General features: G+C 66.3%; 19 protein-coding genes and 1 pseudogene. 11 read left to right on the top strand and 9 right to left on the bottom strand.

Features of this window, described 5'->3' with window-relative positions:
• Positions 1–14: 14 nt before the first annotated feature.
• The 4 genes and pseudogenes from EET10_RS05585 (at position 15) to EET10_RS05570 (ending at position 4,652) form a co-directional block, all read left to right on the top strand.
• On the top strand, positions 15–431 hold the full coding sequence (locus EET10_RS05585) for an MFS transporter (protein WP_036398262.1): 417 nt from the start codon (positions 15–17) through the stop codon (positions 429–431).
• A gap of 55 nt (positions 432–486) precedes the next feature.
• Positions 487–1,335, top strand: a complete 849-nt coding sequence (locus EET10_RS05580) for a class I SAM-dependent methyltransferase (protein WP_122501958.1) — start codon at positions 487–489, stop codon at positions 1,333–1,335.
• 156 nt (positions 1,336–1,491) lie between these two features.
• Positions 1,492–2,282: pseudogene (locus EET10_RS05575) on the top strand (beta-phosphoglucomutase family hydrolase).
• Positions 2,283–2,288: 6 nt separating this feature from the next.
• A complete protein-coding gene (locus tag EET10_RS05570; protein ID WP_099188039.1) occupies positions 2,289–4,652 on the top strand; it encodes a glycoside hydrolase family 65 protein in 2,364 nt (787 codons plus the stop codon).
• Positions 4,653–4,690: 38 nt separating this feature from the next.
• Here the strand turns inward: EET10_RS05570 and EET10_RS05565 are convergent, their stop codons facing one another.
• The gene (locus EET10_RS05565) at positions 4,691–5,254 is read right to left on the bottom strand and encodes a TetR/AcrR family transcriptional regulator (protein WP_081260848.1); all 564 of its coding nucleotides are present in this window, start codon (positions 5,252–5,254) and stop codon (positions 4,691–4,693) included.
• A 57-nt stretch (positions 5,255–5,311) separates the two neighbouring features.
• On the opposite strand from EET10_RS05565, the gene EET10_RS05560 reads away from it, so the two are divergent.
• Positions 5,312–6,214, top strand: coding sequence for a TauD/TfdA dioxygenase family protein (locus EET10_RS05560; RefSeq protein WP_122501957.1), 903 nt, complete (start codon positions 5,312–5,314; stop codon positions 6,212–6,214).
• A gap of 8 nt (positions 6,215–6,222) precedes the next feature.
• On the opposite strand, the gene EET10_RS05555 is transcribed toward EET10_RS05560, so the two are convergent.
• The 3 genes from EET10_RS05555 to guaB form a co-directional block, all read right to left on the bottom strand.
• A complete protein-coding gene (locus EET10_RS05555) occupies positions 6,223–7,968 on the bottom strand; it encodes a GMC oxidoreductase (RefSeq protein ID WP_036398272.1) in 1,746 nt (581 codons plus the stop codon).
• A gap of 241 nt (positions 7,969–8,209) precedes the next feature.
• Entirely contained in the window at positions 8,210–9,337 is a 1,128-nt protein-coding gene (locus EET10_RS05550; protein WP_063468612.1) for a GuaB3 family IMP dehydrogenase-related protein, read from the bottom strand.
• 9 nt (positions 9,338–9,346) lie between these two features.
• Positions 9,347–10,954, bottom strand: coding sequence for an IMP dehydrogenase (guaB, locus tag EET10_RS05545; RefSeq protein ID WP_036398274.1), 1,608 nt, complete (start codon positions 10,952–10,954; stop codon positions 9,347–9,349).
• 238 nt (positions 10,955–11,192) lie between these two features.
• On the opposite strand from guaB, the gene EET10_RS05540 reads away from it, so the two are divergent.
• Positions 11,193–11,606 (top strand): DUF5319 domain-containing protein, encoded by a 414-nt coding sequence (locus EET10_RS05540; protein WP_023371174.1) that lies wholly within the window; start codon positions 11,193–11,195, stop codon positions 11,604–11,606.
• 22 nt (positions 11,607–11,628) lie between these two features.
• Here the strand turns inward: EET10_RS05540 and EET10_RS05535 are convergent, their stop codons facing one another.
• The 3 genes from EET10_RS05535 to EET10_RS05525 form a co-directional block, all read right to left on the bottom strand.
• Positions 11,629–12,513, bottom strand: coding sequence for an anti-sigma-D factor RsdA (locus EET10_RS05535; protein ID WP_036398278.1), 885 nt, complete (start codon positions 12,511–12,513; stop codon positions 11,629–11,631).
• Positions 12,506–13,081 carry an ECF RNA polymerase sigma factor SigD gene (sigD, locus tag EET10_RS05530; RefSeq protein WP_036398280.1) on the bottom strand — a complete coding sequence of 192 codons (576 nt, stop codon included), beginning with the start codon at positions 13,079–13,081 and terminating at the stop codon, positions 12,506–12,508. The genes EET10_RS05535 and sigD overlap by 8 nt, the downstream gene beginning before the upstream one ends.
• An 80-nt stretch (positions 13,082–13,161) precedes the next feature.
• Positions 13,162–13,980 carry a hypothetical protein gene (locus EET10_RS05525; protein WP_036398282.1) on the bottom strand — a complete coding sequence of 273 codons (819 nt, stop codon included), beginning with the start codon at positions 13,978–13,980 and terminating at the stop codon, positions 13,162–13,164.
• Between the two features lie 619 nt (positions 13,981–14,599).
• On the opposite strand from EET10_RS05525, the gene EET10_RS30045 reads away from it, so the two are divergent.
• Together EET10_RS30045 and EET10_RS05515 are read left to right on the top strand one after the other, a co-directional pair.
• Positions 14,600–16,003: a PPE family protein gene (locus EET10_RS30045; RefSeq protein WP_176586650.1), complete on the top strand. Its 1,404-nt coding sequence runs from the start codon at positions 14,600–14,602 to the stop codon at positions 16,001–16,003.
• A 516-nt stretch (positions 16,004–16,519) separates the two neighbouring features.
• On the top strand, positions 16,520–16,828 hold the full coding sequence (locus tag EET10_RS05515) for a WhiB family transcriptional regulator (RefSeq protein ID WP_036398284.1): 309 nt from the start codon (positions 16,520–16,522) through the stop codon (positions 16,826–16,828).
• Between the two features lie 30 nt (positions 16,829–16,858).
• Here EET10_RS05515 and EET10_RS05510 read toward each other — a convergent pair whose 3' ends face one another.
• Complete coding sequence (locus tag EET10_RS05510; RefSeq protein ID WP_036399407.1) at positions 16,859–18,511, bottom strand: amidohydrolase; 1,653 nt, start codon at positions 18,509–18,511, stop codon at positions 16,859–16,861.
• Positions 18,512–18,958: 447 nt separating this feature from the next.
• Between EET10_RS05510 and EET10_RS05505 the strand changes: the two genes are divergently transcribed.
• Positions 18,959–20,698 (top strand): PPE family protein, encoded by a 1,740-nt coding sequence (locus EET10_RS05505; protein WP_036398286.1) that lies wholly within the window; start codon positions 18,959–18,961, stop codon positions 20,696–20,698.
• 363 nt (positions 20,699–21,061) lie between these two features.
• Positions 21,062–22,849: an N-acyl-D-amino-acid deacylase family protein gene (locus EET10_RS05495; protein WP_099188035.1), complete on the top strand. Its 1,788-nt coding sequence runs from the start codon at positions 21,062–21,064 to the stop codon at positions 22,847–22,849.
• A 516-nt stretch (positions 22,850–23,365) separates the two neighbouring features.
• On the opposite strand, the gene EET10_RS05485 is transcribed toward EET10_RS05495, so the two are convergent.
• Positions 23,366–24,577, bottom strand: a complete 1,212-nt coding sequence (locus EET10_RS05485; RefSeq protein ID WP_036398289.1) for an Rv1453 family transcriptional regulator — start codon at positions 24,575–24,577, stop codon at positions 23,366–23,368.
• Between the two features lie 245 nt (positions 24,578–24,822).
• Here EET10_RS05485 and EET10_RS05480 point away from each other — a divergent pair, with 245 nt between their 5' ends.
• Positions 24,823–25,959, top strand: a complete 1,137-nt coding sequence (locus tag EET10_RS05480; RefSeq protein ID WP_063467674.1) for an aminotransferase class I/II-fold pyridoxal phosphate-dependent enzyme — start codon at positions 24,823–24,825, stop codon at positions 25,957–25,959.
• The last annotated feature ends 7 nt before the right edge of the window (positions 25,960–25,966 follow it).

Genomic DNA, 25,966 nt, shown 5'->3' with positions numbered 1-25,966 from the left:
CCACCGAGGCCATCATGGGGTCCCCGTCCGTCGACAAGGCCGCGATGGGATCGGCGGTCAATGACACCACGCGGGAATTCGGCGGCACCCTCGGCGTCGCCATCGTGGGCAGTGTCTTTGCCTCCGTCTACTCCGGCCGGCTTGCCTCGGCGGCCGCGCCGGCCGGGCTACCCGATGACCTCCGCTCAGCAATGCAACGCTCAATAGCGATGGCGGACAAGGTGATCGGACAGCTTCCAGCGCAGCGCAACACGGCGATTCGCGATGCCGTCCAGCATGCATTCCTCGACGGCCTGCAGGCGGGCACGCTGGTGTGCGCCGGCATCGCGCTGACCGCGGCGGTCGTCGTCGCGTGGCTGCTGCCGCCGCGGGCCGAGCAACCAGCCATCACAACGTTCGACCGGGAACAACTGGAAAGGGAAATCCGATGACACGCAAGCGCGTACTGGTAACCGGCGCCACGGGCCGGATCGGCGGCGCGGCGGCATGAACACCACCATCGCGTCCCAATATCGGACCGGCCTTTCCCGGCACAACATCGAGCACGCCCTCGTCGCCGCCGGGAAAGACCTCAACCACCTCACACCGGCCGACCTGGGGCCGCTGGAGGACTTTCACACCATGGGCCGATACGCCACCACGCAATTGGTGGAGCTGGCCGAAATCACCTGCCACGACCACGTTCTCGACGCGGGCAGCGGAATCGGCGGCACCGCCCGCTTCGTCGCCGCCCGCTGCGGCTGCCCGGTCACCGCGGTCGACCTCACCGACGAGTACTGCCAAACCAATCGCTGGCTCAACGGACTCGTCGGCCTGGACGACCGGATCACGGTTGCGCAGGCCGACGTCACCGCGCTACCGCTGCCCGACTCCGCCTTTGACGTCGTGATCAGCCAGCATGTGCAGATGAACGTGGCCGACAAGGAGCGGCTGTACACCGAAGCGCACCGGGTGCTGGGCTGCGGGGGACGACTTGCACTGTGGGACATCATGATTGGCGATTACGCCGAACTCGACTATCCGCTCCCCTGGGCCGACCAACCCGCACGCAGCCAGCTGGTCACCCGCGATCAGTTACGCACCGTCATCGAGTCCTGCGGCTTTGCGATCGAGCACTGGAACGACCTCACCGAACAGGCGGCCGCCCTGATGCAAGTCCTGCTGGGCCAACCCGCCAATCCGCTGGGCTTGCACGCCTTCGTCCCCGAGTTCAGGCGAAAAGCCGAGCACCTCACGCGCGCCCTGGCGGACGGACGCCTGCGCGCCATCCAGGGCGTCGCGCGGGCAACCGAGCAGCCGGGCACAGGGCTACGGTTGCGTAGCCCCACGGATTGATCAGGCCCACGCCGGTTGCCCCGAAGCGGCGAGCATGTCGGGTAACTAGTGTGGACCGCCGGGCCACGGCGAAATCCGTTGACGACGTCGCCCGCACTCCAAACGATGCCCGTCCCCGGGAGCCTGACGCGAATCGCTGGCGGCACACCGGTAAGCATGGTGGAGTGGTACCGCCTGAACCACCCCGAAAGCGAGGTACTCCGGTGCTGGGTCTGCCCGACAAAGTGCGCGCCTGTCTGTTCGACCTCGACGGTGTCCTCACCGATACCGCCAGCGTGCATACCAAGGCCTGGAAGGCCATGTTCGACGCATACCTGTCCGCGCGGGCCCAGCGCACCGGGGAACCCTTCGTCCCCTTCGATCCGGCCGCCGACTACCGCCAATACGTGGACGGCAAGAAGCGCGAGGACGGCGTGCGGTCCTTCCTGGACAGCCGGGGAATCCAGCTGCCCGACGGACATCCGGACGACCCGGGCGAATCCGAGACGGTCTACGGGCTGGGCAACCGCAAGAACGACATGTTCCAAAAGGTTCTGCGCGACGAGGGCGTCGAGGTGTTCGAAGGGTCGCGGCGCTATCTGGAAGCGGCCGCGGCGGCCGGGCTCGGTATCGCCGTGGTGTCGTCGAGCGCCAACACCCGCGACGTGCTCGAGATCACCGGGTTGGGCCGGTTCGTCCAGCAGCGGGTGGACGGCGTCCGGCTGCGCGAAGAGCACATCGCCGGCAAGCCGGCCCCCGACTCCTTCCTGCGCGGGGCACAGCTGCTCGACACCGATCCGGACGCGGCCGCCGTGTTCGAGGACGCGTTATCCGGCGTACAGGCCGGCCGGGCCGGTAATTTCGGCTTCGTGGTAGGCGTCGACCGAGTAGGCCAGGCCGAGGACTTGCGGCGCAACGGCGCCGACGTGGTGGTCAAAGATCTCGCCGAACTACTACAGGGGGCATGATCTCCGATGATCACCGAAGAGGCCTTCCCGGTCGAACCGTGGCGAGTCCGCGAGACCAAGCTCGACCTGAACCTGCTGGCCCAGTCGGAATCGCTGTTCTCGCTGTCCAACGGGCACATCGGCCTGCGCGGTAACCTCGACGAGGGCGAACCCTACGGTCTGCCCGGCACCTACCTGAACTCCTTCTTCGAAATTCGGCCCCTGCCCTACGCCGAAGCCGGATACGGGTATCCGGAGGCCGGCCAGACCGTCGTCGACGTCACCAACGGCAAGATCGTGCGATTGCTGGTCGACGACGAGCCGTTCGACGTCCGCTACGGCACGTTGATCTCTCACGAGCGGGTTCTGGATCTGCGCGCCGGGACGCTGACCCGCCGGGCCCACTGGTGCTCGCCGGCGGGCAAGCAGGTCAAGGTGGTCTCCACCCGGCTGGTGTCACTGGCCCACCGGGCCGCCGCCGCCATCGAGTACGTGGTGGAGGCCGTCGGCGAATTCTCTCTTGTCACAGTGCAATCCGAACTCGTCACCAACGAGGACCAACCGGAGACCTCCGCCGACCCGCGGGTGTCGGCGATCCTGGAGAAACCGCTGGAGGCCGTCGACCACGAATGCACCGAGTGCGGCGCACTTCTCATGCACCGCACCCGCAGCAGCGCCCTGATGATGGCCGCCGCGATGGACCACGAGGTCGAGGTCCCCGGGCGGGTCGAGATCACCACCGACGCCCGCGCCGACTTGGCCCGCACCACCGTGATCTGCGGGCTGCGCCCGGGACAGAAGCTGCGCATCGTCAAGTACCTGGCGTATGGCTGGTCCAGCCTGCGCTCCCGCCCGGCGCTGCGCGACCAGGCCGCCGGGGCGCTGCACGGCGCGCGCTACAGCGGGTGGCAGGGGCTGCTGGATGCGCAACGCGCCTACCTCAACGACTTCTGGGAGAACGCGGACGTCGAGGTGGAGGGCGACCCCGAGTCCCAGCAGGCGGTCCGGTTCGGGCTCTTTCACCTGTTGCAGGCCAGCGCGCGCGCCGAGCGCCGCGCCATCCCGAGCAAAGGCCTCACCGGTACCGGCTACGACGGACACGCCTTCTGGGACACCGAGGGCTTCGTGCTGCCGGTGCTCACCTACACCGCGCCGCACGCGGTCGCCGACGCGCTGCGGTGGCGGGCGTCGACGCTGAGCCTCGCCAAGGAGCGCGCCGCCGAGCTCGGACTCGACGGCGCCGCGTTCCCCTGGCGAACCATCCGCGGGGAAGAGTGCTCGGCCTACTGGCCGGCCGGCACGGCCGCCTGGCATATCAACGCCGACATCGCGATGGCGTTCGAGCGGTACCGGACCGTCACCGGCGACCACACCCTGGAGAAGGACTGCGGCCTGGCCGTGCTGGTGGAAACCGCTCGGCTGTGGCTCTCGCTGGGCCACCACGACCGCCACGGCGTGTGGCATCTCGACGGGGTCACCGGCCCCGACGAGTACACGGCGGTGGTTCGCGACAATGTCTTCACCAATCTGATGGCCGCCCACAACCTGGTCACCGCCGCCGACGCCTGCCTGCGTCACCCGGAGGCGGCCGAAACGATGGGCGTCACGACCGAAGAGATGGCCGCCTGGCGCGATGCCGCCGACGCCGTGAACATCCCCTACGACCAGGAACTGGGTGTTCACCAGCAATGTGAAGGGTTCACCACGTTCGCCGAGTGGGACTTCGAAGCCAACACCACCTACCCGTTGCTGCTGCACGAGGCTTACGTGCGGCTCTACCCCGCCCAGGTGATCAAGCAAGCCGACCTGGTGCTGGCCATGCAGTTCCAGAGCCATGCCTTCACCCCGGAACAGAAGGCGCGCAATGTCGACTACTACGAGCGGCGGATGGTGCGCGACTCGTCGCTGTCGGCGTGTACCCAGGCAGTGATGTGCGCCGAGGTCGGACACCTGGAGCTGGCCCATGACTATGCCTACGAAGCGGCGCTGATCGACCTGCGGGACCTGCACCGCAACACCCGGGACGGCTTACACATGGCCTCGCTGGCCGGCGCCTGGACGGCGCTGGTCGGCGGCTTCGGCGGGCTGCGCGACGACGAGGGCGTCCTGTCCATCGATCCCCAACTGCCCGACGGCATCTCGCGGCTGCGGTTCCGGCTGCGGTGGCGGGACTTCGGGGTGACCGTCGACGCCAATCACTCCGACGTCACCTACACCCTGCGCGACGGGCCCGGCGGCGAGCTGACGATCCGGCACGCCGGCGAAGACATCAAACTGGACACGTCGTCGCCGTCGACCATTGCGGTGCGCCCGCGCAAGCCGCTGCTGCCGCCACCGCTGCAACCGCCGGGCCGCGAGCCGATCCACCGCCGGCGCATCGGCGGCCACTGACCCGGGCGCAGCCGCCGGCGCACCCGGGACGTGCCGGGTCAATGCGGTTCGAGTATCCGCTCGACCTCGGCTTGCACAGCCTGCCGCAGTTCGGCGTCGTTGAGTTCAACACCGGTCGCCGACCGCAGCATGGGCTCGAATAACCGCCAACCCAGCCGCAGCGCAACGGCATTGGCGACGGCCAGGCGCGCGCTGGCATCGTCGTGGTGGCGGGTTCGCACGTAGTCGAGCAGTTCGGCAAGGTTGGGAAATCGCGCCTGCAGTTGCTCGGCCGAATATCCGTCGAGCAGCGTGCGGGCCCACACCCGCGTCTGACGGTCGAGGGCACGGTCGAGCGCCTCCGCGGGTGCCCCGCAGCGCAGCAGCGCGGTCAGGTTGGCACCGAGATGATTGAGCACGGCACCGACGAGCTGTTCCTTGGTCCCGAAATGCCGAAACACCAACCCGTGGTTGACCTTTGATCGGGCGGCGATGTCCCGGATCGACGTCGCGGCCGGACCGCGCTCGGCGAACAGGTCGGCGGCGGCCTCCAAGACCGCGGCGGCCACCTCTTCGCGCCCGGAAGGTGCCTCCCGGCGACCGCTTGCCGAACGTGTAGTCACGCGACTACACTACTGTGTAGTCAACTGACTACACTATTCTTCTCGAGGATGACAGCAATGACAGACCTGATAGCCGTACGCAAACTAAGTAGCCGTATCGGCGCCCGGATCGACGGCGTACATCTTGGCGGCGACCTGGCACCGGCCGCGGTCGAGCAAATCCGCACCGCGCTGTTGACCCACAAGGTGATTTTCTTCCGCGACCAGCACCACCTCGACGACCAGCAGCAGCTCGCGTTCGCCGGCCTGCTGGGCACTCCCATCGGCCACCCGGCCGCCGCTGTTCTGGCCGCCGAGAACGCGCCGATCATCACCCCGATCAACTCCGAATACAGCAGGGCCAACCGCTGGCACACCGACGTCACCTTCGCCGCCAACTACCCGGCGGCCTCGGTGCTGCGAGCGGTCACCCTGCCCGGCTATGGCGGGTCGACACTGTGGGCCAATACCGCGACGGCCTATGCCGACCTGCCCGAACCGCTGGTGCGCCTGGTCGAAAACCTATGGGCGCTGCACACCAACCGCCACGACTACGCGCAAACCTATGCGCAAAGCGGACCACTGACCGAGGCGCAGCTGGCGCACCGGCAGGCGTTCCAGAAGCCCGATTTCCAGACCGAGCATCCCGTGGTGCGGGTGCACCCGGAAACCGGTGAGCGCACCCTGCTGGCCGGCGCGTTCGTGCGCAACTTCGTCGGACTGGAAAGCCACGAATCAAGCGTGCTCTTCGAATTGCTGCAGCAGCGAATCACCATGCCGGAGAACACGATTCGCTGGAACTGGGAGTCGGGCGATGTGGCCGTCTGGGACAACCGGGCTACCCAGCACCGGGCCATCGACGACTACGACGACCAGCACCGGCTGATGCACCGGGTCACCCTGATGGGCGACGTGCCCGTCGACGTGCACGGCCGGCGCAGCCGCGTGGTCAGCGGCGCGCCGCTGGCTCTGGCCGGCTGAGGGGCCCGCTAACCGGCGTCGGCTGCGGTGTTGACCGGAGTGATCGGCAGCCACCGCAACGCCCCCGGCGCGTCGGCGGGAACCACCGGATGCTCCGGCTCGATCGGATCCAGCCGCCGGTACCCGTCGCCCTGCAGCGGCCGCTGATCGTTCTGACCCTTGTTGGGCCACAGCGAAGCGGCACGCTCGGCCTGCGCGGTGATGGACAGCGACGGGTTGACGCCCAGGTTCGCCGAGATCGCGGCGCCGTCGACAACGAACAGCGTCGGATAGCCGTAGACCCGGTGGTAGGGGTCGATGACGCCGCTTTGCGGGCTGTCCCCGATCACCGCACCACCGAGGAAGTGGGCGGTCAGCGGGATGTTGAACAGTTCACCCCAGGTGCCGCCGGCCACGCCGTCGATCTTGGCGGCGATGCGGCGGGTGACCTCGTTGCCGATCGGGATCCAGGTGGGGTTCGGCTCGCCGTGTCCCTGCTTGCTGGAGTACCAGCGAACGCCCAGCTTCCCGCGCTTGGTGAACGTGGTGATCGAGTTGTCCAGGTGCTGCATCACCAGCGCGATCACCGTCCGCTCGCTCCACTGCCGGGGATTGAGCAGCCGGATCATCTTGCGCGGATTCTCGCCGGCCTGCTGCAGTAGCTGCCGCCAGCGCGGCATGTCGGTGCCCTCGGGACCAGTCCCGTCGGTCATCAACGTCTGCAGCAGCCCCATCGCGTTGGACCCCTTGCCGTAGCGGACCGGCTCGATGTGGGTGTCCGGCGTCGGATGAATCGACGACGTGATGGCCACCCCGTGCGTCAGGTCCAGGTCCGGTGAGACCTTCAGTCGCGCGGCGCCGACAATCGACTCGGAGTTGGTCCGGGTCAATACGCCCAGGCGTTTGGAGAGCCGGGGCAGCTTGCCGCGGTCGCGCATCTTGAACAGCAGATGCTGAGTCCCCCAGGTGCCCGCGGCCAGGATCAGATAGGTGGCGGTGAAGGTGCGCCGATCCCGGCGTGCCCAACTACCGGTGCGGACGGTCCGAACCTCCCACAACCCGTCGGACCGCTGCTCGAAGGCTTTCACCGTCGTCATCGGAATCACCTCTGCCCCAGCCGATTCCGCCAGGCCAAGGTAATTCTTCACCAGCGTGTTCTTGGCGCCGTGGCGACAGCCCGTCATGCACTCGCCACATTCGATGCAGCCGGTGCGAGCCGGGCCCGCGCCGCCGAAATACGGGTCGGGCACGGTCTTGCCCGGCGTCTTGGTGTCATTGGGGCCGAAGAACACCCCGACCGGGGTCGGCACCCAGGTGTCACCGAATCCCATCTCGTCGGCGACTTCCTTGACGATGCGGTCCGCGTCGGTGAAGGTCGGGTTTTTCACCACGCCCAGCATGCGCTGGGCCTGCTTGTAGTGCGGCATCAGCTCGTCGTGCCAGTCGGTGATGTGGCGCCACTGCTGGTCGTTGAAGAACGGCTCCGGCGGTATGTACAGCGTGTTGGCGTAGTTCAGCGATCCGCCACCCACGCCGGCGCCGGCCAGGATCATCACGTTGCGCAATGGGTGAATGCGCTGAATGCCATAACAGCCCAGCCGTGGTGCCCACAGGAACCTGCGCAGGTCCCATGACGTGTTGGCGAATTCCGCGTCGGAGAACCGGCGGCCGGCCTCCAATACGCCCACCCGATAGCCCTTTTCCGTCAATCGCAGCGCGCTCACGCTGCCGCCAAAACCCGAACCGATAATCAGGACGTCATAATCCGGCTTCATCGCTGCAGTATGACCTTCTTTACACTCGGCCCGTCAAGGGGCCACCTGGTGGCACCGCCGTACTGATGCGCTGATGCGTTGATAACCATCAGTGCATACGACGCTCGACATCGACGGCGATGTGGTCGCCGCGGCCGTGAACTTGCGGCCCGTCCGGGAGTGGTTTGCCGCCAACGCGTCACGGGGCTGGGCTACCTGCCCGATCACCGTCGGGCTGGGCGGCACCAGCTGCTCGCGGGGATCAGCTGCCGACCGTCAGGCCGACCTTCTGGAACTCCTTGAGATCGCAATAACCGGCCTTGGCCATCGACCGGCGTAACCCACCAACCAGGTTGAGGGTGCCGAACGGGTCGTCGGACGGCCCGTTGAGCAGCCGTTCCAGCGGCGGCCGCTCACCCACCGCGATCTGCAGCAACGCCCCGCGGGGCAACGACGGGTGCGCCGCCGCGGCCGGCCAGAACCAGCCCTGGCCCAGCGCCTCGGCGGCCTCGGCCAACGGTGTGCCGAGCACCACCGCGTCGGCCCCGCAGGCGATGGCCTTGGCCAGCTCACCGGAGGTGTGGATATCGCCGTCGGCCAGCACGTGCACGTAGCGGCCGCCGGTCTCGTCGAGGTATTCGCGCCGTGCGGCCGCGGCGTCGGCGATCGCGGTGGCCATCGGGACGCTGATGCCCAGCACCTCGTCGGTCGTGGTCACCCCCTGCGTGGAGCCGTAGCCCACGATGACGCCGGCGGCGCCGGTGCGCATCAGGTGCAGCGCGGTGCGGTGATCCTGCACGCCTCCGGCGACCACCGGAATGTCGAGCTCGGCGATGAAGGTCTTCAGGTTCAGCGGCTCCCCGTCGCTGGCTACCCGCTCGGCCGAGACGATCGTGCCCTGGATGACCAGCAGATCGATCCCGGCCTGCAGCAGCACCGGGGTCAGCGACTGGGCGTTTTGCGGACTGACCCGCACCGCGGTGATCACCCCGGCTTCCCGGATGCGGGCCACCGCGGCGCCCAGCAGATCGGGGTTCAGCGGCGCGGCATGCAACTCCTGCAGCAGCTGTATCGCCGCCGCGGGTTCGGGGGCGGCCGCCGCAGCTTCTAGCAACTGCGCGATCTTGGCCTCGACGTCGGCATGCCGGCCGATCAGTCCCTCGCCGTTGAGCACCGCCAGCCCGCCCAGCCGGCCGAGTTCGATGGCGAACTCCGGCGATACCAGGGCATCCGTCGGGTGTGCCAGCAGGGGGATCTCGAACCGGTAGGCGTCAAGCTGCCATGCGGTGGACACGTCTTTGGACGAACGGGTCCGCCGCGACGAGACGATGCTGATGTCACTGAGTTCGTAGGTGCGCCGTGCCGTGCGGCCCATGCCGATCTCGACCATGATGCGCCGTCAGCGTGCGTAGTAGTTGGGCGCTTCGACGGTCATGGCGACGTCGTGCGGGTGGCTCTCTTTGAGACCGGCCGCCGTGATCCGGACGAACTGCGCCTGCTGCAGCACTTCGATGGTGGGTGAGCCGGTGTAGCCCATCGCCGCGCGCAGACCGCCGGTCAACTGGTGGATCACCGAATTCAGCGGTCCGCGGAACGGCACCCGGCCCTCGATCCCCTCGGGCACCAACTTGTCCTCGGAGAGCGCGTCGTCGGCGAAGTAACGGTCCTTGGAGTACGACTTGGCCGCCGCGCCAGAGCCCCTGCCCGCCATGGCTCCCAGTGAGCCCATGCCGCGGTAGCTCTTGTACTGCTTGCCGTTGACGAAGATCAGCTCACCGGGCGCCTCGGCGGTGCCGGCGAGCAGCGAGCCCAGCATGGTCGTCGACGCACCCGCGGCCAGCGCCTTGGCGATATCACCGGAATATTGCAGTCCCCCGTCGGCGATCACCGGCACACCCGCCGGCCGGCACACCGCGACGGCTTCCAGGATCGCGGTGATCTGAGGTGCGCCGACGCCGGCCACCACCCGGGTCGTGCAGATCGAGCCCGGGCCCACGCCCACCTTCACCGCGTCGGCTCCGGCGTCGACCAGGGCCGCCGCTGCCGACCTGGTGGCGACGTTGCCGCCGACTACATCGACCCGGTCGCCCACTTCGGCCTTGAGCTTGCGGACCATGTCGAGCACCAGCCGGTTGTGGGCATGCGCAGTGTCGACGACCAGCACGTCGACCCCGGCGTCCACCAGCATCATGGCGCGCACCCACGCATCGCCGCCGACCCCGACGGCGGCACCGACCAGCAGCCGGCCGTCGCTGTCCTTGGTGGCCAGCGGATGCTGCTCGGTCTTGACGAAATCCTTCACGGTGATCAGGCCGGTCAGCCGGCCCCGCCCGTCCACGACGGGCAGCTTCTCGATCTTGTGCCGGCGCAACAGGCCCAGCGCGGCCGACGCACTGACCCCCTCCTGGGCGGTGATCAGCGGGGCTTTGGTCATCACCTCGGCGACCTGCTTGCCCTGATCGACCTCAAAGCGCATGTCCCGGTTGGTGATGATGCCGACCAGCGCACCGTCGTCGTCGACCACCGGCAACCCGGAGATCCGGAACCGGGCGCACAGCGCGTCGACCTGGGACAAGGTGTTGTCCGGTCGGCAGGTGACGGGATCGGTGACCATGCCGGCCTCGGAGCGCTTGACCATCTCGACTTGGCCGGCCTGTTCGGCGACCGGCAGATTGCGGTGCAGCACACCCATGCCGCCGGCGCGGGCCATCGCGATCGCCATCCGAGATTCGGTGACGGTGTCCATCGCCGAGCTGACCAGCGGCACCTTCAGCCTGATCTTCTTGGTGAGCTGGCTGGAGGTGTCGGCGGTGGCCGGCACCACATCGGAAGCCGCCGGCAGCAGCAGCACGTCATCGAAGGTCAGCCCCAGCATGGCCACCTTGTGCGGGTCGTCGCCACCGGTCGGCACCGGGTCACCGGTCAGGCCACCGACATGCGCGTCGCGCACATACGGGCTGCCGACCAGGTCGGAGCTTTCTTCCAGGCGAGACATGCCACGGGACATCGGGGGCCCTCCATACGCATGCGGAGTGAGAAACCCATCCTATCGGCTCCCGTCCGGGCGACGACGCAGGCCGCGACGCGGCGTGAGATCGCGGTCCCCTCAACCAGGTAGCGGCAAGGGGCGAACCGGGCAACAGCCCGTACTCGGCCCGCAGCCTGTGGCGCGGCCGGGTCCGACCCGTACGGCGCGCCCGCTGAATTTCTGGCGCGATGGCTGCCTGGCTGCGTAGTGTAGAGGCGTGCGCGACCACCTGCCGCCGGGTTTGCCGCCCGATCCGTTTGCCGACGACCCCTGTGACCCGTCGGCGGCGTTGGAGGCCGTCGAACCCGGTCAGCCCCTCGATCAGCAGGAGCGCCTGGCGGTAGAGGCTGACCTGGCAGACCTCGCCGTCTACGAAGCTCTATTGGCGCACAAGGGGATTCGCGGCCTGGTGGTCTGCTGCGACGAGTGTCAGCAGGACCACTACCACGACTGGGACATGCTGCGGGCTAACCTGCTGCAGCTGCTGATCGACGGCACCGTCCGCCCGCACGAGCCGGCCTACGATCCCGAGCCGGACGCCTACGTCACGTGGGATTACTGCCGCGGCTACGCCGACGCCTCGCTCAACGAAGCGACGTCAGACGCAGACGGATTCCACCGCCGTCACTAGGTGGTCCGCCCGGTAGCTCCTTCTAGCCTGGTTCCCCGGCCGGTGCCGGCGATGAGCCGGGTTCCGTTGGGCCCGCAGCCGGAGGCACCGGCGTGCTGGTGGGCAGCGGCGACGACGGACCGGCCGTCGGCTTCGACGTTGGTGCCGGGCTACCGGTCGACATCTCGGGCGTGACCGGACTGGTCGGCGCCGTCGATTCCGGTGCCCCTGATGTCGCTGCCGGCTCGGTGTCGGGAGCCGGCGGCGCCGACGACGTTGCCGGGGATTCACCCGGGGCAAAGACCCTGGAAAGAACGGACTGCGGCGACGGGCCCGGTGGCACCGTCGCGTTGGGATCGCGCCTTTCCACCTTGGTGTTCAACTGGTTCAACTCGTTGAGCAGGTGCTGCCGGCGGCTGCCGTCGTTGACGGCCTGCAACGTACTGCTGATTTCGGCCAGTTGCGTTTCGGCCTGGTCCCACTGTCCCTGGGCGATCAGTTGCTCGGCCCTGGCGAGGTCGGCCTTGGCCGACAACACAATTGGGTCGTCGCTGACCCGCGGCTCGTTGAACATCATCGCGTGCAGGCCGTACAGGGCGTCGCCGGGCCGCGCATCGGCCACCAACGCACCGAACCCACTCAGCGCCAGCAGCGTCGCGGCCACCGACCCGACAGCTGCCAGCGCGCGGCGAGAGCGCCGGCGCTCGGCGATTCCCTCGATCAGTGCGTCGACGGCCTCATCCGGCGACACCAGCGCACTGGCCGGTGGCCACCGCAAGTCGTCGCGCCATTGCCCCAGCAGGGTGGCCAGCGCGTCATCGTGCGGATCGTCGAGGGCGACTTCGACGCGGCCGGCGAGCGCGTCGAGAAGTAGATCGGTCCCGGCCAGCTCGTCCAAGCCGGGCCGATCGAAACCGGAATCACGCATAGTCACCTGCCGCGACAATTTCGTCTTTGAGCCGTTGAAGCGCGCGATGCTGGGCCACCCGGACCGCTCCCGTCGTGCTGCCGACGGCGGCCGCGGTCTCCTCGGCGGACAGGCCGACGACAACGCGCAGGATGAGGATCTCCCGTTGCTTGGACGGCAAGATCTCGAGCAATTCGTTCATCCGGGTCACCGAATCGGCTTCGATGGCCAGCTGTTCGGGGCCGGCGTCGGCCGATCGGCGGTCCGGAACCGACTCTGCGGGGTATGCAAGGTCACGGCCGGCCGCACGATGAGCGTCGGCGACTTTGTGCGCCGCGATGCCGTAGAGGAAAGCCAGGAACGGGCGTCCTCGGTCCCGATAACGCGGAAGCGCCGTTATGGTGGCCAAGCACACCTCCTGTGCCACATCGTCTGCTGAGAGGCCACTCCGCTCGATCGTGCCGACTCGCGCCCGGCAATATCGCACCACGATCGGACGGATGGTCTCCAGCACCTCCCGAAGTGCGTTCCGGTCTCCTGCCACGGCCTCCGCAACCACCGCGTCGAGACGTTCCCCTTCAATTGTCATTGACGGCGATATCTCCAACGTTACGAACCGGACACATCCCGGGCTAACTCACGGATTGACAATAACGGTCTAGCGGCGAATCAAGCGGGACGCCAGGTCCCACCGGCGCGCCGTACTTGATCTGCGCAGATATCACGAATTTCGCGCAACTGGCGTGTCGAAAACGTGACACTCCCGATATCGATCAGCAAGCGAGCCAACGCCCAGCGCAGCGGAATCAGACCCAGGCGCCCGGTAGTTACCAGCGCCTGCTCACCCACGCAGCGAGCCCGCTCGGCAGCGCCGGCACCGCACAGCGCCGCCGCCAGCACCACCTCACTTTTGACCCGGTGCCTGGCCGACCCGCCGGCCATCGTCCGCGCCAGCTCCACCGATTCCCTGGCACGGTCGACGGCGGTCGCCGCCTCACCTGAGGCCATCGCCAACTCCGCGGCCACCCAGCCACGGCGTACCGCCAGCCGGTGCGCCACGTCGGCCGGCAACCCGGCCGCATCGAGCACCGCGTCCGCACGCGTCAACAGCGTCGCCGACACAGCGAAGCGGCCGACGCCCAGAGCGTCGGCCGCCAGTCCGATCAGCGCATCACCGCGGGCCTCGGGATCTGTCCCGGCCAATGCCAGAGCGTGACCGTCCCAGCCCCGCGCCAGCGTGTGCCAGCCGAGCTGGCGCAGAAAGGACCCCTGGGTGCTGTGCGCCAGCGACGCCAAGCGGCCGGTCGGGACGCGGCGCCGCAGCGACTCCAGATCGCTGTAAGCCGAGCCGTAGCGACCTTGTCCCCCGGCGGCCACGGCGCGCAGCCACAGCTGTCGTGGCGTCGTCGCCGTCGGCAGCGGCCAGCTGCCCGGGCTGCTTCCGAAGGCTGCATCGGCCAACCGCGACTCAATCGATTCAATCGCCATATCGGTCGAGAAAGTGTGTCGAGTTTCTTGCAGGGTGATAGCTGCACCCTAACGCGAATCCGATGCTGCAATTGCCACAAGGGCCCCGTGGCGACCGGAGCGCCTATTGATCCTGAATTGTCGGAATTGCCGACGCAGCGGCAATTCCGGAGGAAACGCCACGCGCAGGGTCGCCACGGCCCGATGGCCACGGCTGACGGCAACCTCGACGCACCTGCCACGATGGCGGTCACGTGGCCACACCACCGGCGACTACACCGATCAACAGCGGCACCGCACCGCCACTGGATTGCGTCCGGGCTGCCGGGCCGACGCGGGCGGTACGCGTCGGTATAGGCGACATGCGTTGGTGATGGGCTTCGTCAAATCGACCAACTTTCGGTCGCCATTGTCATAAGCTTTCCGTTGTCACGGTTTTCGACGGGTGTGGTGCGCGATGGTGCTGACGGACGCGGAAATAGGGGGAGCCGTCGCTACGCGCCGAGATACCGCCACGCACGCAGATCAAATACGTGCCGCAGCGCCAATTGGGGCCGATTGGGCACGATATCCGTGATCCTCGATTCCGTCGTCATTGTGGTGGCCAGGCCGAGAAGGCCGGCCAGAAGGGATGATTGCGATGAATTTCTTGGTGGCACCGCCTGAGGTCAATTCGGCGCGAATGTATGCCGGTGCGGGCCCGGCGCCGATGCTGACGGCCGCAACCGCGTGGGACGGATTGGCCGAAGAGCTGGGATCGGCGGCACGTGCGTTCTCCTCGGTGACCTCGGACCTGACGGCGTCCTGCTGGCAGGGGCCGGCCTCGGCCGCGATGGCGGCGGTGGCCGTCCCGTATGCGCAGTGGCTCGACGCCGCGGCGACCCGGGCGGTGGGCGCGGCGGTGCAGGCCAAAGCGGTGGCGGCCCTGTTTGAGGCGGCGCGGGCCGCGGTGGTGCATCCGGTGGCGGTGGCCGCCAACCGGCATCACCTGCTGTCGCTGGTGTTCTCCAACCTGCTGGGTCTCAACGCCCCGGCGATCGCGGCCAATGAATGCGAATACGAGGAGATGTGGGCCCGGGATGTGGCCGCGATGGTGGGTTATCACGGCGGGGCGTCGGCAATAGCAGCTCAGCTGGTGCCCTGGCAGCAGGCGCTGCAGATCCTGCCTGGCCAGGTCGCCGCAACGGCTGCGGCCAGCCCGGTAGCCCCCATCCAGGTCGGAGCCGCTGCGGCGGCCAACCCGGCGGCAACACTGATCGAGTACGCCCTGATCGCCGGTCTCCTGCAAACCGGCCTCATGGTCGCCGTGGCGAATGTGGGCAAGGGAGTCGAGACGACGTTCGCCGCCGTGTCCGGGGCGATCGAACCGGCGGCCAGGGCGATCGCGACGGGCGCGACCGCGGTCGCGGCGCCGGTGGCCAAGGCACTTGCGGAATCCCCGGTGGTGGCCGCCGCGACCGCGGCCATCGCGCCGGTGGCCACGCAGGTCGCGACCGCGGTGACCGTCGCGGCCAACACCGCGACCGCGGCCGTCGCGCCGGTAGCCGCCCAGGTTGCCAGCGCCGTGGCCGGTGTGGCCGGTACCGCGGCGACGGTCGTCGGGCAGGTGGCGACGGCTGCGACCACCCAGGTCGGCGCCGCCATCACCGCGATTCAGACCGCGGGCGCGGGATTGGCCCAGCAGCTGACGGCGGCTCTGGGCGATCCGTCGTTGCTGGCCCCGTTGCTGACGTCAGCGTTGGGTGATCCGGCGGTATTGGCCAACGCGGTCACGACCGCTCTGGCCAATCCAGCGCTGCTGACCGACTTGGTCACCTTGTTCGCGGGCAATCCCGCCTTGGCGACCAATCTGTTTGGGCTGCTGGCGGCCAATCCACAACTGCTGGCAACCCTGGTCAGCCAAGTGGAGAACAATCCGGCATTGCTCGCCGCGTTGATGACGGCCTTCTCGCAGCTACAGGCCAGCAACCCGGCGCTGGCCGCACAGCTGATGAGTTTGGCAGAACAATTGGCCAGCCAGCTCGGGATCGGACAGGCGGCCTGAGCAGGCGCGCCGGACAGTCCATAGACTCAGTCGGCCCCGCCACCGCCCAGTCCAACGGCCCCGTGGTCGGCGAAATCCGTGATGGGTGAATAGCGAAAGGGCACCCACCACGCGCCGGCCGCCGATCACGAAGCACAACATTCGCGTTTCACTCACCCTGAGTGGTAAAAAGTTTGTGCTTTCTGTGTTACGTACACATTACTCACAGCAATCTGTCGGCAAATTACAGCATGCTCACAGCAGCCCGTTGAGCTGCGGAAACAAGATTTCACACCGGTCTCGACGGCACGCTTGGGCGTCGCCAAATGCGTGACAGATGAACACCGAGTTAATTCTCGTCCAACGCACAGGTATTTGGCCGCTCTGGCGGGCTATTGACGGAAATTCGGAAGTCCCCCTAGCGTTTAGCGTTGTCTGGTAGTCATCGGTGACTCCTCCTGAAGTATCAGTTGCACACCTCGCGCGTTCGCGAACCTAACCTCCACTTGGATGTGCCGTGCAGAGAGGGAATGAGTAATGCCACAGCCGGAGCAGCTACCCGGGCCCAATGCCGACATCTGGAACTGGCAGTTGCAGGGTCTGTGCCGCGGAGTCGACTCATCGATGTTCTTCCATCCCGACGGCGAGCGCGGTCGCGCCCGCATGTTGCGCGAGCAACGCGCCAAGGAAATGTGCCGTCGCTGCCCGGTGATCGAGCAATGCCGCTCCCACGCCCTGGAGGTGGGCGAGCCCTACGGCGTATGGGGCGGCTTGTCCGAATCGGAGCGCGACCTGCTGCTCAAGGGCGGCATCGGGCGCAGCCGGGGTATCCGCCGCTCGGCATGACGGGCCCGGCTCGCCGCGCTTGAGCGGTGATTACGCGGCGACGTCCGGTCTGCGGTAGATGGTGCGGCCCTCTTTGATCGTCTCGACGACCTTGATGTCTTTGATGTCCATCGGGTCGACGGTGAGCGGGTTGCTGTCCAAGATCACCAGATCGGCGAGTTTGCCGACCGTGATCGAGCCCTTGGACTGTTCCTCGCGGTACTGATATGCGGCGTCGATGGTGATCGCTTTGAGCGCCTCGAGGGGCGTGACACGCTGATCGGCGCCGATGACCTCACCGCTGCGTGAGACGCGATTGACCGCCGTCCACACCACGAACAACTGGTCCAGTGGTGAGACGTTGAAGTCGGTGTGGTTGGTCGGGCGCAGGCCAAGGTCGATGGCAGTGCGCATCGGGCTGAGGAAATGCGCCTGCTCCTTGCCGCGCAACCGGACATGGGTATCGCCGAAGTAGAACGCGTGCTCGGTGAACAGCGACGGAATCAGGTTGTATTCGACGTACTTGTCGAGCTGGTCGCGGCGCACGAATTGGGAATGGATGACGGTGGTGTGGCGGTCTTTGGAAAGGTCGGCGGCGGCGGCGTATTCGTGTGCCGTCAGCAGGACGTCGATGGCGGCGTCACCGTTAGCGTGGATGTTCAGCGGCACACCGAGGTCGTAGACACGTTTGAACCAGGAGTTGACGGTTTCCTGCGGGAACGGCAGCTCGCCGGTCCAGTTCTGCTGCCCGTCGGGGCCGTCGACGAGGTAGGGGGTGGTGAAGAACGCGGTCCGGCCCTGCGGCGAACCGTCGAGAGTGACTTTGACGCCACCGAGCTTGACGCGGTTGTGGTAGCTCCCGAACGTGTCGGGCGGGTTGTCCTCGAGAACCGCATCGAGGTCGAGGATGAACGGATAGGCGACGACGTCGATGAGGGTGGCGCCGCCCGCGGCCGCCCGCTGCATCACAGCGATGTCCGCCGCGTGAGTCGCCCCTTCGTGGGCAGTCGTGATACCGGCCGCCGCGTACAGCAGTTGGCCGGCGATGCTCCACTCGACCTCTTGCTCGCGGGTGGGTTTGGGCAGCGAGGCGAAGATCGGCAGAAATGCGGTTTCCATGACCAGGCCGTCGGGTTCGTCCGAGCCGTCCTTGCGCACGATCACCCCGCCCGGCGGGGTCACGGTGCTGGCCGAAATGCCGAACTTCTCCAGGGCCGCGGAATTCAGCACGCCGCCGTGCAACGACACGTGCCCGACCATCACCGGGTTGTTCGGGAACTCCTTGTCGAGGTCTTCTCGATGCAGGGTCCGGCCCTCGGGCATGACCGTCTCGTCGTAGCCGTAGCCCATGATGAGTTCACCCGCACCGATGTTTCGCGCATCGCGGAAGTTCTTCAGCTCCGCGACGATGGCGTCGACGTCGGCGCCGGGACCTGCCGGTGGCGCGAACACATTGACCTGGTTTGCCACCGTGAGCGCATTGATGTAGTGGCTGTGCGGGTCGATGAAGCCCGGCAGCAGCGTTTTGCCGGCGAGGTCGACGGTGCGCGTTCGCGGGCCTTGGTGTTGTTGTACCACGTCGTCGCAAGCCCCGACGGCGACGATGCGACCGTCCTTGATGGCGACTGCTTCCGCCGTTGGCTGCTCATCGTCAATCGTGACGATGTCACCGTTCAGATAGATGGCGTCAGCGTCGCCAGTCATGTTGACCTCCTTGTGATCGCCAGCCATCTTAGTGCGGCGTTCTGCAATACACGCAACTCCGGTTGTCGGTGCCGGCGACACCAGCATACGAAACATGTTGCGCTGCAATGTGTTATCCGACTGTCAGCGACGTGAACAAACGCTTCGCCGGACCGACGCCGGGTGAGACCCCGAGTCTGTATCAGAGCCAGTCTGTTCTTTTTGCGGAGCAATGAATTTCACGCCATCATCGAGAGCTCGGCCGCCGCGTCGGGTGACTTTCGGTATCGAGCTACCGACCCGGCGTCAGTCGGTAAGCCCGTGCGAACGAGGACGGTCCGGCATTCTTTGCGAAAAGCCGATATCTGCAATGCCATCGGCGTAGCGTGCGTGGCGAGTTACTCGATCCCACCTTCGGGCACCGGGTCGCTTTCGAGAATTCCACGTGTTACTGACAGGGGACCTGCCGTGGCAAATTTCGTGATGCTGCCGCCAGAGATCAATTCATTGCGGATGTTCACCGGTGCGGGATCGACGCCGATGCTGGACGCGGCCGCGGCCTGGACCGGGCTGGCCTCGGAGTTGGGGACGGCGGCGTCGTCGTTTTCGGGGGTGACCTCGGGGTTGGCCCTTGAGTCGTGGCAGGGTGCGGCCTCAGCGGCGATGACGGCCGCGGCTGCCCCGTACGCGAAGTTGTTGAGCGCGGCCTCGGCCCAGGCTGCGCGGGCAGCCCAGCAGGCGCAGACGGTCGCCGGTGCATTCGAGGCCGCCCGCGCGGCAACGATCCATCCGTTGGCGGTGGCGGCCAACCGCTCCGCCTTCGTCCAGCTGATCAGGTCAAATTGGCTGGGCCTCAATGCGCCGGCGATCATGGCCGCCGAGGGGCAGTACGAGCAGATGTGGGCTGCGGACGTGGCTGCGATGCTCGGCTATCACGCCGAGGCGTCGGCGGCGGCCGCGCAATTACCGAGTGGTCTGCAGCAGTTCCTGCAGAATCTGCCCAATTTGGGCATCGGCAACAAGGGGAACGCCAACGTCGGCAACGGCAACATGGGCAGCGGAAACATCGGGTTCGGGAACAGCGGCCTGGGGAACAGTCAGCTTATTCCCCCGCAGCCGGGCAACAATAACATCGGCAGCGGAAACAACGGCAACAACAACTTCGGCGCCGGAAACGCCGGCAATGGAAACTTCGGCTTCGGCAACTTCGGCAACGGGAACATCGGCTTTGGAAACGGCGGTCCCACCGACCTATCGAATCCAAACCTGTTCACATTTTCTCCCACGCCGGGCAACAACAACGTGGGCATGGGCAACACCGGCAACGGCAACTTCGGCCTGGGGAACCTGGGTAACGGAAACATAGGCGGTGGGAACACCGGCATTGGCAACATCGGTGCGGGAAACACCGGCACCGGAAACTGGGGCTTTGGAAACCACGGCAACAATAACTTCGGAATCGGCCTCACCGGTGACAATCAGGTGGGCATCAACCTGGCCGGGCTACTGAATTCGGGCAGCGGCAACATTGGCTTCGGCAATTCCGGCACCAACAACATCGGCTTCTTCAACTCCGGCAGTGGCAACATCGGCGCCTTCAGCGCAGGCACCAACACCGTATTTCCTGATCACCTCAACAGCTTCGGCTTCGGGAACTCGGGCACGGGCAACTTCGGCTTCGGGAACTCGGGCAGCGGAAACGTCGGCTTCTGGGATTCGGGCCTGCTCAACACCGGCTTCGGGAACGCGGGCTCGATCAATACCGGTGGCTGGAATGGGAACAACCTCAACACCGGCTTTTTCAACTCGGGCTCGACCAATACGGGCTTCGGTAACTCCGGCCACGTCAATACGGGCTTTTGGAATGCGGGCAATCTGAACACCGGCTTCGGGAATACCGCCGACCAGGGTCCGGTGGGCTTGGCTGCCACTGGAAACTCGGGATTCTCTAACGCGGGTGTCGCAAACTCGGGGTTTGGAAACACGGCTGCTAACGGCGGCCACGGTATCTCGGGCTTCTTCAATTCGGCCGCCGGGGGCTCGGTTATCACCGGGGTTAGTTCAGGCTTTTTCAATACCGGTGTCACCGACGCGATGGGTCCATTCCCGAGCGGCATGCTCAGCGGTTTCAACTCGGGCTTCTTCAACACCGGCATCGCCAATGCTGGCCTGCTGAGCCTCGGCCGGCTGGTTCTCTTGGCTACCTGATAGCTTCCGGCACTTTCGGCGCCGCAATAGTTGAATTCGACCGCGGCGAGGCGTCCGGCCACGTCTGCGCGGTCGCTGGTCCGCGGTGGCTTCGCGTCGCTAAGCGTGGGTTCCGGGGCCGCGTTGCGACTGCCGGTGCACACTTTTGCACCATCGATCACGGCGAATCGGAACATTATGACCTTTGGTCGGCGGTGCCGCGGCATCGATCATGGAGAGTACCTCGAGCATCTCCGCGGAGCGAACCGGTACGGGGCCGCTGCTAGCCACCGCAATCACCCCGGGCCGCCAGCACTTCCGCAGCCGCCAGCACGTGTTGCTCTCGGTGCTGTCGCCGAGGCCGAGCCGAAAGGATCTAGCCGAATGAACGCCACAGCAGCCGCCGGCAAGCCCAGTCCACGAATCTTGATTTCGCGCGGGCTGTTTTTCGACGGCAGCGGCGCGCCAGGGGTGGTGCGCGACGTCGCGATCGCCGACGGCGTGGTGATCAACGTGTCCGCGCACGCGCTGAACCCGGGCAGCTTCGACGAAGTCATCGACGCCGACGGGAAGTGGGTCATGCCAGGCTTTCTGGAGATCCACTCGCACTACGACGCCGAAATCGTCACCGCCCCTGGGTTGCCCGAGTCGGTACGGCACGGGGTGACCACGGTGGTTACCGGTAACTGCTCGCTGAGCATGGTCACCGTGGATGCCGACGATTCGGCGGACCTGTTCGCCCGGGTGGAGGCCATCCCGCATTCGGGCATCAAAACGATTCTGCAGCAGAGCAAGACATGGAGCACGCCGGGCGACTACCGGAAATGGCTTCAACAGCAGCCGCTGGGCCCCAACGTCGCGGCCATGTTGGGTCACAGCGACCTGCGGGTCGGGGTACTGGGCCTAGAAGCGGCCACGGACAAGAATTTTCGGCCGAACGACACCCAGATGACCGAAATGGAGCGCATTCTCGACGACGCGCTGGACGAGGGCTTCCTGGGGTTGTCGACGATGACAACTCGTCGTGACAAGCTGGCCGGTGACCGGGCCTGGGCAGAGCCATTGCCGTCGACGTTCGCGAGGTGGCGCGAATACCGCAGGCTACACAAGCGGCTGCGCCGGCGGGGCCGCATCCTGCAGAGTGCCCCCAACGCCGAAACGCAAGTGAACGTGCTGGCGTTCGCGTTGACCGCGGCCGGCATCGGTCGTCGGCCGCTGCGCACCAGCCTGCTGACCGCGATGGACTTCAAGTCCAACCCCATGCTGCACCGGGTGTCGCGGCTGCTGGCATTTCTGACCAATCGAGCGCTTCGCGGCGACTTGCGATTTCAGGCGTTGCCCGGCCCGATGACGATCTTCTGCGATGGGGTGGATTTCGCGGCCTTCGAGGAGTTCAGCAGCGGCGTCACGCTGCGGAACCTGCGCACTGCCGACGATCAGTACGCGCTGCTGAGCGACCCGAAGTTCCGGGCCCAGTTCATCAAGGACATGGGCGGATTCATGATGAACGGCCTGTGGAACCGACGTTTCGACGATGCCGTCATCATCGATTGCCCCGATGTCTCGGTGGTGGGCCGCACCTTCGAAGACCTTAGCCGCGAGCGCGGTCAGCACCCCGCCGAGGTGTTCTTGGATCTGGCCGCCACCTGGCGGGACAAGTTGCGGTGGTACACCGTGGTGGGCAATCACCGCCCCGACATCGTGCTCGACTTGTTGGCAAGCCCAGGGACCCACATTGGATTCGCCGATTCCGGTGCGCATTTGCGCAGCCTGGCGAACTACAACTTCGGGCTGCGTGCCCTGACGATGGCCAAGCGGGCCGGACAGTCGCCGCGCCCGAAGATCACCGTCGGCGAGATGGTGCGCAAGCTGACATCGGATCTGGCCGACTGGTGGGGCGTAGAGGCGGGACGGCTGCGCATCGGCGCCCGCGCCGACGTGGTGGTGGTCAACCCCGACGGCCTCAACGACCAGGTCTTCGAGGTCGCCGAGGCACCCGCGCCCGACGCCTTTGGGGTCGACCGCGTGGTCAACCGCAACGATGACGCGGTGGACGCCGTGCTCATCAACGGCCGCACCGCCTACACGCGTGCGTCCGGTTATGCAGCTGATCTCGGGCAGTCTGCGGCCTACGGAATTTTTCTGCCGTCGACCCACACGCCAACCAAATAGCACTAACCCCGACAGATGACGAAAGAGGTTCTGGGATGCGGCATTTGCTACCGCGTTGCGGCGCCGCTGCCGCGCTTACTCTGACGCTGGCTTTCTTGCCGGTGCTCGGAGTCGGCGCACCGGCGATTAGCCGGGCCGACGACAATTGCCCCGTTGGCTGGGTTTGGAACAACGTTTCGCAACAATGTGAGCTGGCTTCGACGCCGGGATCCGCAGCCGGCCCCACACATATTGGGCCCCCACCACCGGGTACACCGGGAGGTGTCTACGGGCCCGGCGGCTGGGGCGGACCGGGTGGACCCGAGGGACCCCCAGCGCCCGGTGAACCCTACGGACCTTATGGACCCCAGTGGGGCGTGCCCGGAACCCCCGGCGGCATCGGAAGCCCCGGCCAAATCGGTGGAATCGGCGGACCCGGCGGCTTCGGCGGACCCGGCGGCATGGGTGACGCCGGTGGGAGACGGTGACATCGGCGGGCATGCCGGTATTGCCGGCACGGGAGGACGCTGAACCTCGTTAGGTGGCCGGTTTGCCGCGCCATTGCAGGAGCTCGAGCGCGACGGCGACGTGAACGCTGCTGTGTTCCAGCGGTCGAGGCAGGAGTTGCTCAGCGCGCTCGAGTCGACGCAGCAACGTGTTGCGGTGTGTGTAAAGAAGTTTCGTGGTGCGCCCAACGCTGCACTGCTCGTTGATGTACGTCAGCACCGTCTTGTGCAGCTCGGGCCCGGCCGACTCGAAGTCTCCCAGCGTGTTTTTGATGAATTCCTCTGCGGCCTCGCGGTTTTGAGTGATCAAAGCGATCAACTGGACATCGGCGAAAAACGCTACCCGCTGACGGGATTGCAGCCCGGCCACCATGCGCTGGGTGGTGAGCGCCTCGAGGTGGCTGCGGCGGAAGCCCTCGATACCCTTGGCGATTGTGCCGATGGCGATTCGCGCGCCGGGAGTGCCCTCGACCGCCCGACGAACCAGCTCGACATCGAGGGCGGACTCGGGCACCCAAACCCACCGGGTGGCCGCACTCGCGATCACGGTCAGTGGCCGCGCGAAACCGGCGGCGTCGCCGAAGGCGTCGGCGACACGGTCAAGCTGGCTGAGGTCGCCGTCGGGTTCGTCGCTCCAGATGACCGCGCCGATATGGGAGCGGTTCAGGGCGTAGCCCAATCGCGCTTCGGCACGCTGGCGGCTGATCGGGGCGCCGTCGAGGATCAGCGCGGTCACTTCGCGGCGCTCGGCATGAGTGCCGCGGGCCAATTCGTCGCGTTCCTGTTGCACCTGGGCGGCGATGCCGGCAGCCGTGGCGTCGATGAAATTGCTGATGGACCGAAAGGACACATCGAGCAGCTCGCGCAGCTCGTCGGCGTCCGAGGCCAGCTTGAAGCCGATATCCATCCAGAGCCGCCAGCCCACGGTCAGCGCCGGACGGAAAGTGAACGGCTCCAGGCCGCGGCGCGCCATGTCCCGGGCGATACTCAGCGGCTCGGGGCCCACATTGGGCGGCACCGGAGCACCCGGGTTGCTGACATTGGCTGCGGCCCAATGCATCAGGCTGGATCGAATGCTTCGTCGGGTGGCCGCTGCCAGGACGGGATCGTCGGCAATGGACGGATTGGCCGCCATAGTTTGCCGGTCGTATTCGTCAAACCACTCCGGGGGAGCGTTGAGGACAATCCGCGCTCCTTGCCGAATCATCTCGCATACCTGCGGTGACGGACTTTGCCATACCACCCACCCACCCTAAACCCGTGTGCACACTTTTGCACCATTTGTAGGTCGGATTGGGAAGTTTGGCCCTTGGCCGGCAACGGCCCGATAACGATGATGGATCGCAGATCGTCGGCAGCCATAGCCGTCTGCGGCGGTGGTGAGCAACTTGCCGGGCTCTGGCGCGGCGACGAGCGCGCATTGGGTGATGGCGGCCGCTCCGCCACCGAGGTTTTTCCGACCGCCGCCGAGTAATCCAATGGGGAAAAATGAAAACCACATCACGGCCGCTGCACATTCCCGGCGGTTCGACGAAACCACCGGCCCGACTTCAAATACTCAAACGTCCCGGTGCGGCCTCACCCGGATATGGCGGGATCGGCTTGCATTGTCCGGTCAACCCGTACCCGTTGGCACCACACATCCAGAACGCGGTCATCGAAGCGGTCCGAGGCCAAATCGCAGCCATCAACACCTATCCCGACAGTAACGCGACGGTGTTACGAACAAAATTAACCGAATACGTCTCCAATCACGCGCGCATCCCGGTGACGCCTGAAAACATCTGGGTTGCCAATGGTTGCAACGAAATACTGCAGCAGATCTTTCGCGCATTCGCCGGGCCCGGGGGAACCGCACTGGGCCTGGAACCGTCGTACAGATACTTTCCGGTGATCGCGGAAGCGGTCGGCATCCAATGGCGGAGCGTGCCGTCGCGGGCGTTTCCGCAGCGCGACATAGAGACGGCCCTTACCGCCATAGAAAGATGCCAGCCCGATGTCGTGGTGATCGCGAATCCGAACAATCCCACGGGCGACAGCTTCAGCATGGAGATGTTCGAGGAAGTGCTGTCCCGGTTACGGTCCGGAATACTCGTCATCGACGAGGCATTCATCGAAATGTCAACCAAAGACAGCGCGGTCCAGCTCATACACCGCTACCCGGACAAGATTGCGATCTGCCGGACTCTGAGCCAGGCGTTCACTTTCGCCGGCGGAAAATTAGGCTATGTGATAGCCGCCCCCAACATTATTAATACGCTGCTCGCAACGCGACTGCCGTATCACGTGTCATCGATGACACAAGCTGCGGCGGCGGTGATCATCGATCGCGCCGACGAGATCCTGGCTAAAGTTCCCGAGCTTCTGCTGGAACGTGACCGGATGGTCACCGCCCTTCAGCTGGCAGGATTCGACATTCCCCACAGCGACACCAGCTTCTTTCTCCTGGGGAAATTAGATGATGCGCATGCGGTCTGGGAAGCCTATGCAAACGCCGGCATCTTTCTCGGCGACGTGGGTTTATCACACTATCTACGCGTTTCCGCTGGATTGCCACACGAAAACGACCAGTTCCTGGAGGCGACCAGCCATTTGCTCGATCTCGGCAAGATCGCTATTAGTTAGGAAGATG

Source organism: Mycobacterium pseudokansasii (genome assembly GCF_900566075.1).
Classification (GTDB): Bacteria; Actinomycetota; Actinomycetes; order Mycobacteriales; family Mycobacteriaceae; genus Mycobacterium; species Mycobacterium pseudokansasii.
Note: the sequence above shows the minus strand (reverse complement) of the source record. Positions and strands in the feature narration are given on the sequence as shown.

What these genes read in the sequence shown, in the direction of transcription:
- EET10_RS30045 (WP_176586650.1), top strand. Translation starts at nt 14,600, where the DNA reads ATGAATTTCTTGGTGGCACCGCCTGAGGTCAATTCGGCGCGAATGTAT.
- EET10_RS05580 (WP_122501958.1), top strand. Translation starts at nt 487, where the DNA reads ATGAACACCACCATCGCGTCCCAATATCGGACCGGCCTTTCCCGGCAC.
- guaB (WP_036398274.1), bottom strand. Translation starts at nt 10,954, where the DNA reads ATGTCCCGTGGCATGTCTCGCCTGGAAGAAAGCTCCGACCTGGTCGGC.
- EET10_RS05555 (WP_036398272.1), bottom strand. Translation starts at nt 7,968, where the DNA reads ATGAAGCCGGATTATGACGTCCTGATTATCGGTTCGGGTTTTGGCGGC.
- EET10_RS05525 (WP_036398282.1), bottom strand. Translation starts at nt 13,980, where the DNA reads ATGGCGATTGAATCGATTGAGTCGCGGTTGGCCGATGCAGCCTTCGGA.
- EET10_RS05515 (WP_036398284.1), top strand. Translation starts at nt 16,520, where the DNA reads ATGCCACAGCCGGAGCAGCTACCCGGGCCCAATGCCGACATCTGGAAC.
- EET10_RS05570 (WP_099188039.1), top strand. Translation starts at nt 2,289, where the DNA reads ATGATCACCGAAGAGGCCTTCCCGGTCGAACCGTGGCGAGTCCGCGAG.
- EET10_RS05535 (WP_036398278.1), bottom strand. Translation starts at nt 12,513, where the DNA reads ATGCGTGATTCCGGTTTCGATCGGCCCGGCTTGGACGAGCTGGCCGGG.
- EET10_RS05550 (WP_063468612.1), bottom strand. Translation starts at nt 9,337, where the DNA reads ATGGTCGAGATCGGCATGGGCCGCACGGCACGGCGCACCTACGAACTC.
- EET10_RS05560 (WP_122501957.1), top strand. Translation starts at nt 5,312, where the DNA reads ATGACAGACCTGATAGCCGTACGCAAACTAAGTAGCCGTATCGGCGCC.
- EET10_RS05585 (WP_036398262.1), top strand. Translation starts at nt 15, where the DNA reads ATGGGGTCCCCGTCCGTCGACAAGGCCGCGATGGGATCGGCGGTCAAT.
- EET10_RS05480 (WP_063467674.1), top strand. Translation starts at nt 24,823, where the DNA reads ATGAAAACCACATCACGGCCGCTGCACATTCCCGGCGGTTCGACGAAA.
- EET10_RS05510 (WP_036399407.1), bottom strand. Translation starts at nt 18,511, where the DNA reads ATGACTGGCGACGCTGACGCCATCTATCTGAACGGTGACATCGTCACG.
- sigD (WP_036398280.1), bottom strand. Translation starts at nt 13,081, where the DNA reads ATGACAATTGAAGGGGAACGTCTCGACGCGGTGGTTGCGGAGGCCGTG.
- EET10_RS05495 (WP_099188035.1), top strand. Translation starts at nt 21,062, where the DNA reads ATGAACGCCACAGCAGCCGCCGGCAAGCCCAGTCCACGAATCTTGATT.